Raw genomic sequence first — 18,449 nt, forward strand, 5'->3', positions numbered from 1 at the left:
GGGGCACGATGATGGACATCCAATTCGCGCCCTTCCTGCCCTGGTCGATCCTCGCCGGCCTTGGCGTGTTTTCCGCCATCCTCGTCATCGTCTCGCTGTGGCGCGGGCTACGCGGGGCGACGCTGCGGGCGCTGGCGCTTGGCTTCCTGCTGCTGGCCCTCGCCAACCCGACGCTGATGCAGGAGGATCGCGAGCCGCTGTCGACCATCGTTCCCGTCGTCGTCGACCGTTCGCAGAGCCAGGACACGCCGCAGCGCGTGGCGCAGACTGACGCCGCGCTCAAGGCCCTCACCGATCGCTTCTCCCGCTTCCCGCGCATCGAAACGCGCATCGTCGAGGTGCGTGACGACGAGAATTCCGACACGCCGTCGACGCGGCTGTTCTCCGCCCTCTCGGCCGCCACCGCCGATGTGCCTCCGGCGCGCGTCGGTGGCGCGGTCTTCCTCACCGACGGCCAGATCCACGATCTTCCGGGCGTCGACCAAGGCCCCGCCTTCGATGCGCCGATCCACGGCCTGATCACCGGCCGCGCCGACGAGTTCGACCGGCGCGTCGAAGTCGTGCGCGCCCCCCGCTTCGGCATCGTCGGCGAGGATCAGGAAATGACGCTGCGGGTGTTCGACGACGGACGCCAGCAAGGCGGCACGGCGCCGGTCACGGTGCGCATGAACGGCGAGGTCATCGCCACCCTGCAGGCGACGCCCGGCCAGCCGATCCCGTTCGGCTTCACCGTGCCCCGCGGCGGCAACAACGTCATGGAATTCTCCGTCGCCGAACTGCCGGGCGAGGTGACGACCGCCAACAATCGTGCCGTCCACGTGATCGACGGCATCCGCCAGAACCTGCGCGTGCTGCTGGTGTCTGGCGAACCTCACGCCGGCGAGCGCGCCTGGCGGAATCTTCTGAAATCCGATGCCTCCGTCGATCTCGTCCACTTCACCATTCTGCGGCCGCCGGAAAAGCAGGATGGAACGCCGATCAACGAACTGTCGCTGATCGCCTTCCCGACCCGCGAGCTGTTCGTCGAGAAGATCAACGATTTCGACCTGATCATCTTCGACCGCTACCAGCACCGTGGCGTGCTGCCGATCCTCTATTACGACTACATCGCCCAGTACGTCGAAAACGGCGGGGCGCTGCTGATCGCGGCCGGTCCCGAACATGCCGGCGCCGACTCGATCGCCTCAACGCCGCTTGCCGCCGTCCTGCCTGCCGCGCCGACCGGCGACATGCATCAGGCCGGCTTCTTCCCGCGCCTGTCGGATCTCGGCAAGAAGCACCCGGTCACCCGCGGCCTCGACGGGTCCGCCAGCGAACCGCCGTCCTGGGGCCGTTGGTTCCGCACGGTCGATGTCGGCGTGCCGCAGGGCGAGACCGTCATGCAGGGCGATGGCGACCGTCCGCTGCTTGTGCTCGACCGCAAGGGCGAAGGCCGGGTGGCGATGCTGCTGTCCGACCAGGGCTGGCTGTGGGCGCGCGGCTTCGAGGGCGGCGGCCCGCATGTGTCCCTCTACCGGCGCATCGCCCACTGGCTGATGAAGGAACCGGAACTGGAGGAGGAGGCGCTGACCGCGCGCGCCATCGGCCGGACGCTGGAAGCGACGCGCCAGACGATCGGCGACGATCCCGGTCCGGCGACCATCCGCTACCCCTCCGGACGCACCGAGACCGTCCCGTTTTCCGCCGCCGGACCCGGGCTCTACCGGATCGACCGGCGCATGGAGGAGACCGGCCTCTTCGAGGTGCGCAACGGCGAGTTCTCGACGCTGGTGCATATCGGCGCCGTCGATGCGCCGGAGTTCAAGGCGATGATCTCGACCACCGACACGCTTGCCCCCTACGCCCAGAAGACCCGGGGACTGGTGGCGCGTGTGGAGAATGGCGATGGCATCAGCCTTCCCGATATCCTGCCGGTGCGCGGCGAGGTGCGAGTCGCCGACCCCAACCGGATGGTGATCCGCATGACCGATGAAACGGTACTGCGCGGCATCGATACGACACCATTGTTCGCCGGCTTTGCCGGGCTCGCCGCCCTGCTGTTTGCCGTATCGGCCATGTGGTGGCGCGAGGGACGATGAGCGATCTCCTGCAACTGGCGACGGAGCCTTCCGAGCCCGAGATGGCTGCAGTTCTGGCTGCCCTCTCCGCCTTCAACACCGATGACGTCGGGCCTTCGGGGCGCAAGCACCTCGCGGTTCTGATCCGCGATGAAGATGGAACGGTGACCGGCGGTCTGGTCGGCTACACTGCCTGGGGCTGGCTGTTCACCCAGAACCTCGTCGTGCCGGAGGAGCATCGTGGCAAAGGGCTTGCCGGAAAGATGCTGGAACTGGCCGAGACGGAGGCACGATCTCGCGGCTGCCACGGTGCCTGGATCGACACCTTCAACCCGACGGCGCTGAAGGCCTATCGGCGGCAGGGCTACGAAGTGTTCGGAGAGATCCCGAACTTCGTCGGCGACCGCACCCGCACCTTCCTCAGGAAAACCCTCTGACAAAAAACCTGCGCGCTCGATCGGCAAGCAGGCTTGTCGGCGGGACCTCGCATCGGCCAGGGAAGAGCTGGCGGCATGTCAGGATCAGGCAAGCGATGCCTGGCGCGTCTCCGTCTTGATCAGCATGGCAGCGACGGCTGCCATCGCCAGCAATCCGGCGAAGATGCCGATCGTCAGGCCGAGCCCCTGAACGACGACATAGCCGACGAGTGACGGGGCCAGCAGCCCGCCGAGCCGCGCCATGGCGCCCGCCGCGCCCATTCCGGTGGCCCGCAGCGTCGTCGGAAACAGCTCGGGCGTGTAGGCATAGAGCGCGCCCCATGTGCCAAGCAGGGCAAAGCTCATCAGCAGCAGTGCCGCCCCGATCAGCATGGCGCTGGGGGCTGCAACGAACAGCAGGCAGCCGAGCGCCGAGAGGATGCAGTAGCCGATCAGGGTCGGCCGGCGACCCCATTTTTCGACGCCATAGGCAGCGAGCGCATAGCCGGGGATCTGCGCCAGCGCCACCAGCACCAGGAACCCGTAGCCACGCACGAAGCCGAAACCTTCGCCCGCCAGCCGTGCCGGCATCCAGGTGAAGACGCCGTAGTAGGAGACCGAAACCAGGAACCAGATCGCCAGGATCATGATGCTGCGCTGGCGCAGGGCGCCGGAAAACAGGCCGCCCGCCTTGATCGGCGCCGGCGAGATGAGGCTCGTCTCTGGGGCAAGCGGTTCCCGGCCGTTGACCACGAGAATTTCGTCGATGATCGCTTTCGCCTCCGCGTTGCGGCCGGACCGCATCAGGTAGAGCGGCGATTCCGGCACGAGGAAGCGCAGGCCGATGCCCGCGATCGCCGGGATGGCGGTGACCGCGAAGATATAGCGCCAGGCATCGGCGACGCCGGCAAGGCTTGCCGCCCAGGCAGCGAGCGCAACGATCAGCGTGCCGATGGCCCAGAAGCCCTCGAGCAGCACCAGCCAGCGGCCGCGGTTTCGGGCCGGAAGGAATTCCGCCATCATCGCATAGTCGACCGGCAACGTACCGCCGACAGCCGCGCCGGTGAGGAAACGCAGGATGAGCAGGATGGTAAAATCGGGTGCGAAGATCGACAGCGTGCCGAACACCGCGTCACAGGCCACCGTGACGATCAGCACGCGCCGACGGCCGATCCGGTCGGCGAGCCGGCCGAAGCCGAGCGCTCCGAGCAGCATGCCGAGGAAGAAGGCCGTGCCGGTCTGCAGTGCCTGCGGAACCGTCAGGCCGAAACTCGCGGCAATCGACGCGGCGGTGAAGCCGACGGCCAGAACCTGCATCGCATCGGCGGTCCAGACGAGCCCGAAGATCCCCATCAGCCGCTTCTGGTAACGTCCGGCACCGGCGCGATCGAGCGCCTCGTCCATCGTCATCGCTGCCATCAACCTGTCCCTCGTTCCCCTTATCGTGCAGCCGCCATGGCCGCGCGACGAGACAGGACTTATCCGGATTGCCGGGCTTGCGCCAGCCAGCCTGTGCGGCAGACCTGGAAGGATGCGAACGTGATCGGGCGCGCTACTCGGCGGCGTCGGCGATCATGGCTGAGGATGGCTCCCATGCCTGCCAGGCGATGACGCCCTTCAGCCGTGCATGGACATCATCGCCCATCGGAACCACCAGCACGCGGCCCGGATCCACCGGCCCGGGAAACGCCAGTGCCTGGTAGGCCACCTTCTCGAAGCCGAGCGGCATGTAGTAGGGCGGATCGCCGACCAGGATGACAGCCTCGGAGCCCTTGCGACGGGCAGCCTCGATGGCGATGCGCACCAGCTCGCGGCCGATGCCGCGGTTCTTGTGCGACGGCCTGACTGCGAGCGGACCGAGGAGATGGCCATCGACGCCACCGGCCCTGACGGCCGTCATGCGCACCGATGCGATGGTTTCCCCATCGTCGGCGCAGACGAAGGACAGCGAGCGGTCATGCGGACCCTGCTCGCGGATGCGCGCCGCGGCCTTGGCGAAGCGGCCCGGACCGAATGCTTCGGCATTGATGAGTTCGATGATGGCGTCGTGCGACGCGTCCTCGGTGAGGTAGACGAGATCGTGCTTGGGCATAGGATGCTGAAACCACTGGCAGACTGGACAAGGATCGGCGCGGCGCCGTCAGGCACCGTTCAAGTTTCGATCAGCGTCGTCGCAGGTTCCGGGCGTCAGTCATGTCGTGCATATCCTCGATTGGAAAGCGAAATAGCAGCAAATTTTTTTGTCGTCTATCGAAAACACATCGTCTTCGCCGGGCGGGCTCGAATTTGCCGCGTGCTGCTGCCACATGAGGATGAGAAGAGTTGGCCACGGAAAGGAAGCATCATGGGCATGCTGGTGGAAGGCGTCTGGAAGGACGTCTGGTACGACACGAAATCGACGGGCGGCCACTTCAAGCGCTCCCAGTCTGTCTTCCGCAACTGGGTGACGGCCGATGGCAGCGCCGGCCCGACCGGCAAGCCCGGCTTCAAGGCGGAAAGCGGCCGCTACCACCTCTACGTCTCGCTTGCCTGTCCCTGGGCGCACCGGACGCTGATCTTCCGCAAGCTGAAGAAGCTCGACGATCTGATCTCCGTCTCGATCGTCCATCCGCTGATGCTGGAGAACGGCTGGGAATTCCGGCCGCAGGACGATGCCGATGCGACGGCCGACGACCTCTTCGGCAGCGCCGCCCTCTGGCAGGTCTACACAAGGGCCGACGCGGCGTACACCGGCCGGGTCACCGTGCCGGTCCTCTGGGACAAGCAGCAGAACACCATCGTGTCCAACGAGTCGGCCGACATCATCCGCATGTTCAATTCCGCCTTCGACGGGCTGACCGGATCAAAGGAAGACTTCGCCCCCGGTCATCTCCTGGCGGAGATCGACAGCGTCAACGCGCTCGTCTACGACACTGTCAACAACGGTGTCTATAAGGCCGGTTTTGCCACAAGCGAGGAGGCCTACGAGGAAGCCGTCACGGCTCTTTTCCAGACGCTGGATCAGCTGGATGCGCGACTCGCCAAAGACCGCTATCTCGTCGGCAACCGCCTGACCGAGGCCGATTGGCGGCTGTTCACCACCCTCGTCCGCTTCGATCCGGTCTATGTCGGTCACTTCAAGTGCAACCTGCGTCGCATTGCCGATTACCCGAACCTGTCGGCCTACCTGCGCGACCTCTACCAGCAGCCGGGCATCCGCGAGACGGTCAACCTGCGCCACATCAAGGCGCACTACTACCGCAGCCACAAGAACATCAATCCGACCGGCATCGTTCCGGCTGGACCGGTTCTCGACCTCGACGCGCCACACGGGCGCGAGGCGCTCGGACCGGCTGATTAGGGTCCATCCGGTAGTGCGCCGCGGCGCCTACCAGGTATCCGAGGGCGGCATTGAGCCGTCAAGTTCCCGCAGGCGGCGCAGTGTCGCCTGCGTCACGTCCGCGGGCAGTGCGTCGAGGGCAAAGAACCCGCTTTCGGCGATCTCGCGGTCCGGGCGACGCGGTGCCGTCTGGCGCACCTTGAGCCGGTAGAAGGCAACGTGATCGCGATTGCTCGCCTTCCGGTTCTGGTAGATCCGAAGGAGCTCCGGCGTGCCGATGATCTCCAGATTGCCCTCCTCGCGCAGTTCCTTGACCAGTGCGCCGGCCACCGTCTCGCCGCGCTCCACGCCGCCGCCCGGCATGTACCAACCGGGCACATAGGTGTGGCGCACGAGGAAGATGCGGCCCGCATCATCGAAGCAGGCGGCCCGTACGCCAAGCGTCATGCCGCGTGTCAGGGCAAACAGCTTATGCAACAAAAACACCACCGACCGCGTTCGCCACCCACTGACCTCGGGAACACCCTCCCCGGCTCCCGGCTTGTCCCCTCCCACGCTAGGCTCTATGTCTCGCTTCATGTTCACGTTTGCGCATATCTCCGACATTCATCTGGGTCCTCTGCCGCGCCTGACAGTGCGTGAACTGGCTTCGAAGCGGATCACCGGCTTTATCAACTGGCACCGTAACAGGCGTAAGCATCTGCTTGTCAACACACTCGATCTTCTGCTGAGCGACATGCGCCTGCGCGTGCCCGATCACCTGATGATCACCGGCGACCTGGTCAACCTGGCCACGTCGATCGAGATCAAGCTCGCCGGCGAATGGCTGCGCAGCGTCGGCGACCCCGCGGAAACCACTGTGGTGCCTGGCAATCACGATGCCTATGTGCCCGGTGCTCACGACCGGTCGGTGCGCGAATGGTATCCCTTCATCGCCAGCGACGACGATCCTCAGGCCTGGGATGAGGAGCACATCTTCCCCACCTACCGCCAGCGCGGTCCGATCGCCATCATCGGCTGTTCGACCTCCAACGCGACGCTGCCGTTCTCGGCAGGCGGCTATTTCAGCGCCCGACAGGCGCGCGAAACGGTGAACCTGTTGAAGCGCGCCGGAGAACAGGGCCTGTTCCGCGTCGTGCTGATCCACCACCCGCCGATCCGCGGCGCCGCGTCGTCGCACAAGCGGATGATCGGCATCCGCCGTTTTGCCGCGGCGATGTCGATGGGCGGCGCGGAACTCGTGCTGCACGGCCACACGCATCTCAACACGCTCTACAAGCTGAAGACGCATCACGGAGAAGTGCCGGTCCTCGGCATCGCGTCCGCGTCGCAGGGGCCGGGTGGCCACAAGCCGCCGGCCGCCTACAACCTGTTCTCGCTCTCTGGTGAACCCGGCGCCTGGAACCTCGCCTGCGATCGGTTCGGGCTGACGCCTGAAGCCGATGCGATCGCGCACGAGGAGCGCAGGGTTCTTTACGGCGATCCGCCTCCGCTCCAGGCAGTGCCGCCGCTTTTATAGGAATCGTAAACCAGTTTGGCGAAAGCCCTGGCTGTTTTAATGTGCTGCCATATCTCCTCTGACGTACCCGAATGTGAAACGAGCCGGTCGCATCCCATGGACGCCAACCACCGCATCGATATCAGACGAGACCTCGTAGCCCTGTTGCCGAAGATCCGGCGCTTTGCGCTGACGCTTCTGCGCGATCCAGCAAGGGTCGATGCGATCGTCATCCAGGCCTGCGAGCAGGCGATCCAGAAGTCGCACATGTGGAAGGGCGATACGCGGCTCGAAGTGCGGCTGTTTGCCGCCGTGCGCAGCCTCGTGCGCGCGGAGCCGGTCAAGCGCCGTCCGTCCGAGACCTTGCGTGTCACGGCCCAACGCTACGCGGGGCAAGTCGGCAATGGTCGGGCGCTGCTCGATCTCCTGTCGGAGGAATGCGCTTCCGTCTTCCTGCTCTGCGCCGTCGAAAAGCTGAGCTACCGCGAGGCTGCCGCCGTCATGGGGGGGACGCCGGATGCGATCGCCGCGACCATGGTCGCCGCCCGCTGCGAGCTTGCCCATCTCGCGGTTGAAACGACGGAGCGCCGCGCCTGATGATCGACAACCGCAAGCAGCTCGAGGCTCAGCTTTCCGCCATGCTCGACGGTGAACTGTCGGATGCCGACCGGGCAGCCGTCGAAGCGCTCATCCAGGCGGATGCCCAGGCCCGGGCCCAGGCGGAAATGCTGAAGAGCGTCGACGATTTCGGCCGCCTGCATTTTGCCGACCTCCTGAAGGAGCCCGTCTCGCTCGACCTCGTGCGTTCGATCAAGACTGCGTCCGAACCGCGCCGCGCCGTCAGGCTGCCGAAGGCCGGCCCCGGTCGACCGCGGATCAAGCCGACGCTGAACGTGGTCATCGCATCTTCGCTGTTGATGTTCTCGCTCGGCGCCGGCGCCGGCTACATGTTCGCGTCCCGCCCGCAGATGACCACCTATGCGGATCTCGCCGGTGATCCGAACAAGGCCTGGCTCGACGACGTTGTCTCGAACTACCGTCTGTTCTCCCGCCAGTCGCGCCATCTCGTCGAAGTGCCGGCAGCCGAATCGGCGCACATCGTCGACTGGCTGATGGCCACCACCGGGGTCTCCTTCCGGATCCCCGATCTCAGAAGCGAAGACCTGGAATTCGTCGGCGCCAGGCTCTATTCCGCCGGCGGCCGCCCGGTCGGCCAGCTCGTCTACCGCAACCGTGATGCCGAAGTCATCGCCATCTCCTTCGCCAAGAGCCTGACGCCCTCCGATGCGGATATGCAGGAAGTCATCCGCGACGATATCGGCCTCGTCGTCTGGCACGGACAGCAGGCAAGCTACGTGCTGACCGGCCCGTCGTCCGATGCCTATCTGGACGGCCTGGCCGGCAAGATCGCCGGCATCATCTGACGTCCTGAGCAGATTTCGGCGCGAACATCCTCAGGCAACCGTTCGAAGCCAGGTTGCCGCAACGCCAGCAGCGCGTGCCGGTGCCTCGCCTGATACCCGGAACTTCTCGATCAGGCCGTAGAGGTTCTCCGCCTCCAAGGCCAGGGTCTGTGCCGCGGCATTCGCCTCTTCCACAGTCACGGCATTCTTCTGCGTCCCCTGGTCGAGCATGCCGATGGCGGTGTTGATCTCGTTGATGCCGAGCGACTGCTCGCGGGCCGCTGTCGAGATCGCCTGGACGTTCATGTCCACCTGCTTCACCTGGTCGACGATCTCGCGCAGCACCTCGCCCGTGCTGTTGACCAGCGACACCCCATGCTTGACCGAGGCCGCCGAGGTAAAGATCAGCGCCTTGATGTCCTTTGCAGCACTTGCCGAGCGCTGGGCGAGCTCGCGGACCTCCTGGGCGACGACGGCAAAGCCCTTGCCCGCCTCGCCGGCGCGGGCCGCCTCGACGCCCGCATTCAACGCCAGCAGGTTGGTCTGGAAGGCGATCTCGTCGATGACGCTGATGATGTTCTCGATCTCCTTCGACGATCCGGCGATCTTCTCCATGGCCGCGGTGGCATCCTCGACGATCTTGCCGGAGGCTTCGGCGGAGGCCCGCGTGCCCGCCACCAGCTGCATGGCATCGCTGGCGCGGGCGCTGGAATCGCGGACGGTGGTGGTGATTTCCTCGAGCGCTGCAGCAGTCTCCTCGACCGACGCCGCGTGCTTCTCGGCACTCTTGGCGATGTCGTCGGAAATCGTGTTGATGACCCGCGCATTGCAGGCAAGTACGCCTGCCGACTGCTTGATCGACCCGACGGTCTGTTCCAGCGACCTCACGGCCAGGTTGAAGTCCGACCGCACCTTTTCGAGTGCCGGATCGATGTCACCGGCGATGTCGACGGTCAGATCGCCCGCCGCGAGGCTGCCGATGGCCTTGCCGATCGTCTCGACCGCCGCCATGCGGGCGGTGATGTTGGTCGCCACCTTGATGACCTTGTAGACCTTGCCTTCGGCATTGAAGACAGGCGTATAGGCGGCCTGGATCCACACCTTGCCGCCGCCCTTGCCGATGCGCACGAAATCGTCGGCAATGAATTCGCCGCCGCGCAGACGCTCCCAGAAGCGATGATAGTCGTCGCTTGCGACATAGGCGGGGTCGCAGAACAGGCGGTGATGTCGGCCGACGATTTCCTCGAGCCGGTAGCCCATTGCCGACAGGAAATTCTGGTTCGCCTTGACGACGGTTCCGTCGGTCTCGAACTCGATGATCGCCTGCGACTGGTCGATCGCACGCAAACGGTTGATATCGTTCAGCGCTTCGAGCTTGGAGGACGTGATGTCGCTGGCGATCTTCAACACCCGGACGACGCGATCGCCGCGGAACACCGGATTGTAGGATGCCTCGATCCAGACGTCCTTGCCGCTTTTGGTCTGGCGGCAGAACTGGCCGTTCTTGAAGTTTCCGGCGGCAAGGTCGCTCCAGAACCGGGCATAATCCGGCGCTGTCGAGACCTGCTCCGCGCAGAAGATCCGGTGATGCCTGCCGACGATCTCGTCGAGTTCATAGCCGAGAGCGCTGCAGAAATTGTCATTGGCATCGATGACCGTGCCATCCGGCTCGAACCAGATCATCGCCTGCGATCGCGAAAGGGCCGCCATGTCTTCCGACAGGCGACGGGAACTGAATAACCCATGGAACGACATGATCAGGCCCCCTCGCGAACTGCAGCAGCGCAATACAACCGCCACGAGATTTACCGTTATCTAAAATTAGACTAAAACTTTTCCACCACAAGAAATTGGAGTTGCGGCCCCGATCCTGTCGTCTCGCAGCTGGCTACCATCTGGAGGTTCGCGATCCAGATGGCAGTAGACGCTCTGCGTGCTGCAAGCCGGGGAGCGGAAGGGACCGAGGTCCGCCGCCGCTCCCCTTGCAGGCGTTTTCTGTTTCGGCTCAGCGCGCCTCCAGCACCCGGTTGGCGGCCGAGACGATCGCTTCCAGCGAAGCGGTGACGATGTTCTGATTGACCCCGGCGCCGAACAGTTTTCCTCCGGCGTGCTCCATCTCCACATAGGCGATGGCCGAGGCATTCGAGCCGTGCTGGAGCGAGTGCTCGGAATAGTCGGCGACCGAGAGGTCGATGCCGAGGTAGCTGGACAGCGCGTTGACGAAACCGTCGATCGGACCTGTACCCTTGCCCTCGATCCGCTTCACTTCACCTTTGTCACTGATTTCGGCGGCGACGATGCGGATCCCCTTCTGGTCGAGGCCAGCCGGGTAGGTGTGGTGGTCAATGAACTTCAGCCGTGCATCCGGCTGCTCCACATAGCGCTGCATGAAGCTCTCATGGATGCGCTTGGCCGGAAGCTCCTTGCCCTCTTCATCGGTGATCCGCTGGATCTCCTCGCGGAACTCCACCTGCAGGTTGCGCGGCAGGTTGATGCCGTAGTCCTGGCTCAGGATGTAGGCAATGCCGCCCTTGCCCGACTGGGAATTGATACGGATGATTGCCTCGTAGGTCCGGCCGACATCCTGCGGATCGATCGGCAGGTAGGGCACTTCCCAGACCGGCGAGTTGGCGGTCTTGATCGCCTTCATGCCCTTGTTGATGGCATCCTGGTGCGAACCGGAAAAGGCGGTATAGACGAGTTCACCGACGTAAGGGTGGCGCTCGGGAATGACCATCTCGTTGGAGTACTCGTAGACCGCCTTGATCCGCTCGATATCGGTGCAGTCCAGCTCGGGATCGATGCCTTGCGTGAACATGTTGAGCGCCAAGGTCACGACGTCGACATTGCCGGTGCGCTCGCCATTGCCGAACAGCGTGCCCTCGACGCGATCGGCACCCGCCATCAACCCCAGTTCGGTGGCGGCGATCCCGGTGCCCCGGTCGTTGTGAGGATGCAGCGAGACGATGATGTTTTCGCGGTTGTCGAGGTTGCGGCACATCCACTCGATCTGGTCGGCGTAGATGTTCGGCGTTGCCATTTCGACCGTCGACGGCAGGTTGAGGATCAGCTTGTTGTCGGCCGTCGGCTTGATTTCAGCGATCACCGCGTTGCAGATATCCAGCGCCACCTCCAGCTCGGTGCCGGTGAAGCTTTCCGGCGAATACTCGAAGCGGTAGCCGCCACCGGCCTTTTCGGCCATGTCGATGATCATCTTGGCCGCATCCACGGCGATCTGCCTGATGCCCGGCACGTCCTTGGCAAACACCACCCGGCGCTGCAGTTCGGACGTAGAATTGTAGAAGTGGATGATCGGCTTGTGGGCGCCTTCCAGCGCCTCGAACGTGCGCGTGATCAGTTCCGGCCGGCACTGCACCAGCACCTGCAGCGACACGTCTTCCGGCACGCCGCCTTCCTCGACGCACCAGCGTGCAAAGTCGAAGTCGGTCTGCGAGGCGGACGGGAAGCCGATCTCGATTTCCTTGAAGCCCATGTCGAGCAGCAGCTTGAACATGCGCGCCTTGCGGTCATGGCCCATCGGGTTGACCAGCGACTGGTTGCCGTCGCGCAGGTCGACCGAGCACCAGATCGGCGCCTTGTCGATCACCTTAGAGGGCCAGGTGCGGTCGGGGATCTGGATCTGCGGGTAGGCGCGGTACTTGCGGGATGCGTCTGGCATGCCCTTCGGGCCGGTGGCGGTCTGCGATGCTGAGGATGTCTTGGCGTCCATGTCTTCGTCTCCTTCGCGTCCAGCGCCGGCGCTTGTAGCCTAAGGCTGTTAAAGCTGCGCGTGCGCGGATCAAGGCCTCATCCGAGGCTTTCGGTCACATTGTGGGATTTTTGTGCGAGGAGCTCTAGCCGGCGGGCTGTGTCGGCCGCCGGGCGCTCCTCAACGGACCCGGCAACCGCGGATAAGGCCGAGGAGAAGAAGCGAGTTCAGGGCGAACGAAGACGCGCGGTCAGCCATGTGGCCCGCGGCGTATGAAGCAGAAATGATCTCGCCCGAAATCTTCATGGTGAAAGTGATAACCTGCGTCGGCTCGTCGTGCAAGCCGGTTATTCGGCGGCGAACTTGCCTTGGAGCCGCTCGCGCACCCATTTCGTGACGAGGCGTTCCCTGCTCGTTCCGAGACGCGCGACTTCGGCATCCAACTCCGCCAACTCTTCCTTGGGAAGCTCCAGTTCGACCAGTTCGTGCTCCCAGTTGACGCGGCGCGCATTCGCCCAGTCGAAGTATTCGCTGACATCTTCGCCATCGTCGAATTTTCGATCAAACTCAGCGGTGGTTATTGTCTTCATAGTGCTTCCTCTCCGCGTCCCGCGCCCTCCGCACGGAAATGATGCGAATGTAGCGGCCCCTGATGGTGAAATAGCCGACCCAGTGCTTCCCCCCAATTATCCCGATGATACCATAGCGTACTTCATCTTGCGAGCGCCCCGGCGTCGAGATGCTGTTTACGTCGCGCCACAAAGCCTGAGCTTCCACGAAATCAATTCCGTGCTTCTCCTTATTGCTGGCACTCTTGGCGGGATTGAACTCGAACTGCATGCCGCATCAGATCACGAAGCCGCACCTACGGCGAGCCCTTCAATCCCTCGTTATCACCCGCTTCAGGCTGAGAATCGCCGCGCCGGCGATCAGTCCCCAGAAGGCGCCCGAGATGCCCGCGAACGCCACGCCGGAGGCCGTGACAAGGAACGTCACCGCCGCCGCCTCGCGGCTCTCTGCATCGCGGAAGGCCGCCTGCGCCGAGCCTGAAAATGCCCCGACGAGCGCGAGGCCCGCAACTGCCTGCAGCAGGATCGGCGGCGACAGCGCGACGAAGGCGATGATTGCCGACGACAGCAGTCCGAGAAGGATGTATCCCACACCGCCGATCAGCGCCGACCAGTAGCGGCGCTGCGGATCGGGGTGCGCCTCCTCGCTGGCGCACATTGCAGCCGTCACCGCTGCCAGATTGACCGGCACGGCACCGAACACCGCGGCGATGAGGGAACAGAGGCCGGTCAGCGAAAACAGCCTGTTGGCCGGCGGCTCAAAACCGTTCGCCTTGAGGATGGCGATGCCCGGAATGTTCTGCGAGGCCATGGTGACGATGAACAGCGGCAACGCCACCGACACGAAGCCGTGCCAGGTGAAGTGAGGTGAAACGAAGATCAGTTCGGGATGGATGGAGCGGCCGAGTTCCGACAGCACGTCCGGCGGCAGGTCGACGCCGAGAACCAGCACCACAACGAAGGCCGCCAGTGCGGCCGGCACTGCCCAGATCCGCTTCCAGACGAAAACCAGGATCCAGGTGATGACGATCGGCAGGCCGAGCCACGGGTTGAACGACACAGCCTTGACCGGCGCCAGGCAGAGGTTGACCAGGATGCCGGCAAGCATCGCATTGGCGAGCGGCGCCGGGATCATCCGGATCGCGCGGCCGAGCGGCGAAAACAGACCCGAGAGCACGATCAGCGCTCCGGTCATGACGAAGGCCCCGACAGCTGCCGGAAAACCGCCCTCGATGATGCCGACGCTCGTCAGCAGCGCCGCGCCGGGGGTCGACCAGGCAATGCTGATCGGCATCCGCTTCCAGATCGGCAGGAGGATGCCGAGCAGCCCCATCAGCAGCGACAGGGCAAGCAGTGCGGACGCCACCTCGCCCGGCTGCGCACCGACCGCCGTCAGACCCTGCATGATGACCGCAAAAGAGCTGACGAAGCCGACGAACGCCGTCAGCAGACCCATGATCATGGCCTGGAGCGAGAAATCTTTCAGCATCTGTGGGTCTCTTCAGCGGCGGTCGGGTGGAACCTGAAGATCAAAAAGAATGTTGGGTGGCAAGCCCTGCCTGAAGCAGATCCGTCACCTGCGGATGCCGGACCGCCTGACGGAGTGACAACGCTGAGGCTCCGGGCAATCGTTTGCCGCCGACAACCGGGGCATATCCCCCGCTCCCACTTGCGTTCCGGCCCCCTATTGCCTATCTGGCGCGCTTGCCCTGTCTGACGCTCCTGCCCTGTCTGACGTCCTTGCATTGTCCCTGCGGGAAGGAAACGGTTTCGAATGGAAACGCCCTATTACCTGATCGACAAGTCGAAGCTCCTTCAGAACATGGAGAAGATCGCCCGGCTTCGGGAGCTTTCCGGTGCCAAGGCCCTGCTGGCCCTGAAGTGTTTTGCCACCTGGTCGGTCTTCGACCTCATGCGCGATTACATGGATGGCACGACGTCGTCGTCGCTCAATGAGGTGCGCCTCGGTCACGAACGTTTCGGCAAGGAAACGCATGCCTACTCCGTCGCCTATGCCGATTACGAGATCGACGAGGTGGTATCCCATGCCGACAAGATCATTTTCAATTCGATCGGCCAGCTGACCCGGTTTGCCGACAAGGCGTCAGGCATAACCCGCGGCCTGCGCCTCAATCCCGGCGTCTCGTCCTCGAGCTTCGATCTCGCCGACCCTGCCCGGCCCTTCTCGCGGCTGGGCGAATGGGATGTGAAAAAGGTCGAGCCGGTGATGGAGATGATCTCCGGCTTCATGATCCACAACAACTGCGAAAATTCCGATTTCGAGCTGTTCGACCGCATGCTCGGCGAGATCGAGGAAAAGTTTGCACCTCTTCTCAAGCGTGCCGAATGGGTGAGCCTTGGCGGCGGCATCCACTTCACCGGCGACGACTATCCCCTGGAGAAGCTGGCGGAGCGCCTGAAGCGGTTTGCCGGCGAGTTTGGCGTGCAGGTGTATCTCGAGCCCGGCGAGGCTTCGATCACCAAATCCACGACGCTGGAAGTCTCGGTGCTCGACACGCTCACCAACGGCAAGAACCTCGCCGTCGTCGACAGCTCGATCGAGGCACACATGCTCGACCTGCTGATCTACCGGGAGAACGCCAAGCTGCCGCCGAGCGACGGCGCCCACCGCTACATGATCTGCGGCAAGTCGTGCCTGGCCGGCGACATTTTCGGCGAATTCAATTTCGACCATGAACTGAAGGTCGGCGACCGGATTTCGATCCAGGACGCTGCCGGTTACACGATGGTCAAGAAAAACTGGTTTAACGGCGTGAAAATGCCGTCAATCGCCATCCGTGAACTGGATGGCAGCATCAGGACGGTCCGCGAGTTCGACTACACGGACTACGAACAAAGCCTCTCCTGAGAGGCTTCTGACGATTGGACACGAAGGAGTTTGGTCCGCATCATGAAGAAGAACGTGCTCATCATCGGCGCCGGTGGCGTCGCCCAGGTCGTTGCGCATAAGTGCGCCCAGAACAACGACGCCCTGGGCGAAATCCACATCGCCTCGCGCACCAAGGCGAAGTGCGACAAGATCATCGCCTCCGTCCACGAAAAGAAGGCGATGAAGCAGGACGGCGTCCTTGAGGCGCACGCGCTGGACGCGCTCGACATCGAGGCGACCAAAGCGCTAATCCGCAAGCTCGGCGTCGAGATCGTCATCAATGTCGGCACCGCCTTCCTCAACATGTCGGTCCTTCGGGCCTGCATCGATACCGGCGTCGCCTACATCGACACCGCCATTCATGAAGAGCCGAACAAGATCTGCGAGACGCCCCCGTGGTACGGAAACTACGAGTGGAAGCGGGCCGCCGAATGCGAGGAAAAGGGCATCACTGCCATCCTCGGCGCCGGCTTCGATCCGGGCGTCGTCAATGCCTATGCGCGGCTTGCCAAGGACGAGTATCTCGACAAGGTGACGGACGTCGATATCGTCGACATCAATGCCGGCAGCCACGGCAAGTATTTCGCCACCAACTTCGACCCGGAAATCAATTTTCGCGAGTTCACTGGCGTCGTGTATTCGTGGCAGGGCGGCGAATGGCAGGTCAACAAGATGTTCGAGATCGGCAAGGACTATGACCTGCCGGTGGTCGGCACCCGCCGCGCCTATCTCTGCGGCCATGACGAGGTGCATTCGCTGGCCAAGAACATGGACGGCGCCGACGTGCGCTTCTGGATGGGCTTTGGCGATCACTACATCAACGTCTTCACCGTCCTGAAGTCGATCGGCCTCTTGTCGGAGCAGCCGGTGAAGCTCGCCGACGGGTCCGAAGTCGTGCCGCTGAAGGTCGTCAAGGCCTGCCTGCCTGACCCGTCGTCGCTGGCGCCGGAATACGAGGGCAAGACCTGCATCGGCGACTATGTGAAGGGCTTCAAGGACGGCAAGGAGAAGACCGTCTTCCTCTACAACGTCGCCGATCACAAGGAAGCCTATAACGAGGTCGGCAGCCAGGGCATCTCGTTCACCGCCGGCGTGCCGCCGGTCGCCGCCGCCATGCTCATCGCCACCGGCGAGTGGGACGTGAAGAAGATGGCGAACGTCGAGGAACTGCCGCCGAAGCCGTTCATCAACCTCCTCAACCGCATCGGTCTTCCGACCCGCATCAAGGACGAGGACGGCGACCGCCCCGTCCAGTTCTGATCCTCACCACCGGGTGACAGACAAGACCCCGCCGGAGCACTCCGGCGGGGTCTTTCATTGGTGAGGCAAGTTGAAACCGTCGTCTGCGGGACGCGGCTGACACTGGAAGGCGACCTTCCCGGAAGCTACGACCTCCCACCCGCATGTGGCAAACGCCAGCGATCGCGCGTGCCATTTCGCCACAGCTCGCCGTCTGCCGCGAAACCGAGTGTAAATCACAATTCAATGCTGCATTGCGGTATGCGCCCTGCTGGACTAATATACGTATGGGGATGCGGGTCGATCAGAGCATGGCATGGCCATGGAAAGAACGAGGATAGCAGATGCTTGGCACCTCTCAGCCCGGACCTTCCAAACCCACTCAACCCCGCAAGCCCAAGACGGACCTGGAGACGATCGCCCGCAGCGGCGGAACGTTCAGGCGCATGGCGGCGCGCGTTCCGACCTATCTGACCGATCTCAGGGAAAACCCGGCATGGCTGCCGATGTTCGTGCTCGGTCGGACGATGCCGTTCCGCCGCGCCCATTGGCTGACCGCCAGGCGGGCACCGCCGACACCTCCCGGCACCTCGATGTTCGGCCTTCTGCAGGCGGAGAAGGTTGCCGAGACGCTCCGCCGGGACGGCATCTTCACCGGCCTTGAACTTCCCGCTAAAATCCACGAAGAAATCGCCGATTTCGCCGACAGGACGCCCTGCTTCGGCAATTTCGACCGCAGCCTGGAATTTCGCGCCCTTGACCATGCGCAGGCCGAGGCGCAGTTCGGCCGCCCCATCCTCAGCGGCCACCACTTCGAGCGGGTCATGCAATGCAAGGCGGCGGTCGCCGTTCAGGACGATCCGCTGCTGCTCACCATCGCCCAGCATTATCTCGGCGGCGAGGCCAAGCTCATCACCACGCGCACCTGGTGGACGTTTCCGACCAAGTCGGCATCCGAGGATGATCTGAACCGCGCCTCGTTCAAGTTCCACTTCGATCTCGACGACTGGCGGATGCTGAAATTCTTCTTCTACCTGTCGGACGTCGACGATCAGGCCGGTCCGCATGTCTTCGTGCGCGGCAGCCATCGCAAGCGCCGGCTCAAGCATCAGTTGACCCTGCTCGTCGGCCATCCCTCGGAAGAGGTGCTGGAGTATTACGGGCCGGAGAACGCCGAGACGCTGACCGGCAAGGCGGGGTTCGGTTTCGTCGAAGATCCGTTCGGCTTCCACATGGGTACGCTGGCGAAATCCAAGCCGCGGTTGATGATGGAGGTGGGCTTCGGCGTCTCGAAACCGTCGCGTCGCCGCTATCACGGCGAACCAGTGGTGCGCTGACGGCAACGCCTG

General features: G+C 63.8%; 17 protein-coding genes. 9 read left to right on the forward strand and 8 right to left on the reverse strand.

What is annotated here, in order from left to right:
* Nucleotides 1–11: 11 nt before the first annotated feature.
* Both AAIH46_RS03460 and AAIH46_RS03465 read left to right on the forward strand, forming a co-directional pair.
* Entirely contained in the window at nucleotides 12–2,078 is a 2,067-nt protein-coding gene (locus AAIH46_RS03460) for a hypothetical protein (RefSeq protein ID WP_430304197.1), read from the forward strand.
* Entirely contained in the window at nucleotides 2,075–2,494 is a 420-nt protein-coding gene (locus tag AAIH46_RS03465; RefSeq protein ID WP_430304198.1) for a GNAT family N-acetyltransferase, read from the forward strand. Before AAIH46_RS03460 ends, AAIH46_RS03465 begins: the two co-directional genes overlap by 4 nt.
* Nucleotides 2,495–2,578: 84 nt before the next feature.
* Here AAIH46_RS03465 and AAIH46_RS03470 read toward each other — a convergent pair whose 3' ends face one another.
* Nucleotides 2,579–3,892, reverse strand: coding sequence for an MFS transporter (locus AAIH46_RS03470; protein WP_430304199.1), 1,314 nt, complete (start codon nucleotides 3,890–3,892; stop codon nucleotides 2,579–2,581).
* 133 nt (nucleotides 3,893–4,025) lie between these two features.
* The gene (locus tag AAIH46_RS03475; RefSeq protein ID WP_430304200.1) at nucleotides 4,026–4,565 is read right to left on the reverse strand and encodes a GNAT family N-acetyltransferase; all 540 of its coding nucleotides are present in this window, start codon (nucleotides 4,563–4,565) and stop codon (nucleotides 4,026–4,028) included.
* 252 nt (nucleotides 4,566–4,817) lie between these two features.
* Between AAIH46_RS03475 and AAIH46_RS03480 the strand changes: the two genes are divergently transcribed.
* A complete protein-coding gene (locus tag AAIH46_RS03480) occupies nucleotides 4,818–5,813 on the forward strand; it encodes a glutathione S-transferase family protein (RefSeq protein WP_430304201.1) in 996 nt (331 codons plus the stop codon).
* 27 nt (nucleotides 5,814–5,840) lie between these two features.
* Here the strand turns inward: AAIH46_RS03480 and AAIH46_RS03485 are convergent, their stop codons facing one another.
* Nucleotides 5,841–6,239, reverse strand: coding sequence for an NUDIX domain-containing protein (locus tag AAIH46_RS03485; protein ID WP_430304983.1), 399 nt, complete (start codon nucleotides 6,237–6,239; stop codon nucleotides 5,841–5,843).
* 130 nt (nucleotides 6,240–6,369) lie between these two features.
* Between AAIH46_RS03485 and AAIH46_RS03490 the strand changes: the two genes are divergently transcribed.
* The 3 genes from AAIH46_RS03490 to AAIH46_RS03500 all read left to right on the forward strand — a co-directional run bounded on the left by AAIH46_RS03490 (nucleotide 6,370) and on the right by AAIH46_RS03500 (nucleotide 8,714).
* Nucleotides 6,370–7,311: a metallophosphoesterase family protein gene (locus tag AAIH46_RS03490; protein ID WP_430304984.1), complete on the forward strand. Its 942-nt coding sequence runs from the start codon at nucleotides 6,370–6,372 to the stop codon at nucleotides 7,309–7,311.
* Nucleotides 7,312–7,407: 96 nt separating this feature from the next.
* Nucleotides 7,408–7,887 carry a sigma factor-like helix-turn-helix DNA-binding protein gene (locus tag AAIH46_RS03495; protein ID WP_430304202.1) on the forward strand — a complete coding sequence of 160 codons (480 nt, stop codon included), beginning with the start codon at nucleotides 7,408–7,410 and terminating at the stop codon, nucleotides 7,885–7,887.
* Nucleotides 7,887–8,714 carry an anti-sigma factor family protein gene (locus AAIH46_RS03500; protein WP_430304203.1) on the forward strand — a complete coding sequence of 276 codons (828 nt, stop codon included), beginning with the start codon at nucleotides 7,887–7,889 and terminating at the stop codon, nucleotides 8,712–8,714. The genes AAIH46_RS03495 and AAIH46_RS03500 overlap by 1 nt, the downstream gene beginning before the upstream one ends.
* A gap of 30 nt (nucleotides 8,715–8,744) precedes the next feature.
* On the opposite strand, the gene AAIH46_RS03505 is transcribed toward AAIH46_RS03500, so the two are convergent.
* The 5 genes from AAIH46_RS03505 to AAIH46_RS03525 all read right to left on the reverse strand — a co-directional run bounded on the left by AAIH46_RS03505 (nucleotide 8,745) and on the right by AAIH46_RS03525 (nucleotide 14,460).
* The gene (locus AAIH46_RS03505; RefSeq protein ID WP_430304204.1) at nucleotides 8,745–10,448 is read right to left on the reverse strand and encodes a methyl-accepting chemotaxis protein; all 1,704 of its coding nucleotides are present in this window, start codon (nucleotides 10,446–10,448) and stop codon (nucleotides 8,745–8,747) included.
* A 250-nt stretch (nucleotides 10,449–10,698) separates the two neighbouring features.
* Nucleotides 10,699–12,423: a 2-isopropylmalate synthase gene (gene leuA, locus AAIH46_RS03510; RefSeq protein ID WP_430304205.1), complete on the reverse strand. Its 1,725-nt coding sequence runs from the start codon at nucleotides 12,421–12,423 to the stop codon at nucleotides 10,699–10,701.
* A gap of 326 nt (nucleotides 12,424–12,749) precedes the next feature.
* Nucleotides 12,750–12,992 carry a type II toxin-antitoxin system BrnA family antitoxin gene (gene brnA, locus AAIH46_RS03515; RefSeq protein WP_430304206.1) on the reverse strand — a complete coding sequence of 81 codons (243 nt, stop codon included), beginning with the start codon at nucleotides 12,990–12,992 and terminating at the stop codon, nucleotides 12,750–12,752.
* Complete coding sequence (locus tag AAIH46_RS03520; RefSeq protein ID WP_430304207.1) at nucleotides 12,970–13,242, reverse strand: BrnT family toxin; 273 nt, start codon at nucleotides 13,240–13,242, stop codon at nucleotides 12,970–12,972. Before AAIH46_RS03520 ends, brnA begins: the two co-directional genes overlap by 23 nt.
* Before the next feature lie 39 nt (nucleotides 13,243–13,281).
* On the reverse strand, nucleotides 13,282–14,460 hold the full coding sequence (locus tag AAIH46_RS03525) for a benzoate/H(+) symporter BenE family transporter (protein WP_430304208.1): 1,179 nt from the start codon (nucleotides 14,458–14,460) through the stop codon (nucleotides 13,282–13,284).
* Nucleotides 14,461–14,745: 285 nt separating this feature from the next.
* Between AAIH46_RS03525 and AAIH46_RS03530 the strand changes: the two genes are divergently transcribed.
* From AAIH46_RS03530 to AAIH46_RS03540, 3 genes are all read left to right on the forward strand, one after another.
* Nucleotides 14,746–15,840 carry a carboxynorspermidine decarboxylase gene (locus AAIH46_RS03530; protein WP_430304209.1) on the forward strand — a complete coding sequence of 365 codons (1,095 nt, stop codon included), beginning with the start codon at nucleotides 14,746–14,748 and terminating at the stop codon, nucleotides 15,838–15,840.
* Between the two features lie 42 nt (nucleotides 15,841–15,882).
* Nucleotides 15,883–17,121: a saccharopine dehydrogenase family protein gene (locus AAIH46_RS03535; RefSeq protein ID WP_430304210.1), complete on the forward strand. Its 1,239-nt coding sequence runs from the start codon at nucleotides 15,883–15,885 to the stop codon at nucleotides 17,119–17,121.
* 323 nt (nucleotides 17,122–17,444) lie between these two features.
* Nucleotides 17,445–18,437: a hypothetical protein gene (locus tag AAIH46_RS03540; RefSeq protein WP_430304211.1), complete on the forward strand. Its 993-nt coding sequence runs from the start codon at nucleotides 17,445–17,447 to the stop codon at nucleotides 18,435–18,437.
* Nucleotides 18,438–18,449 lie beyond the last annotated feature (12 nt).

The organism is Rhizobium sp. 0TCS1.26, assembly GCF_050455525.1.
GTDB lineage: Bacteria > Pseudomonadota > Alphaproteobacteria > Rhizobiales > Rhizobiaceae > Neorhizobium.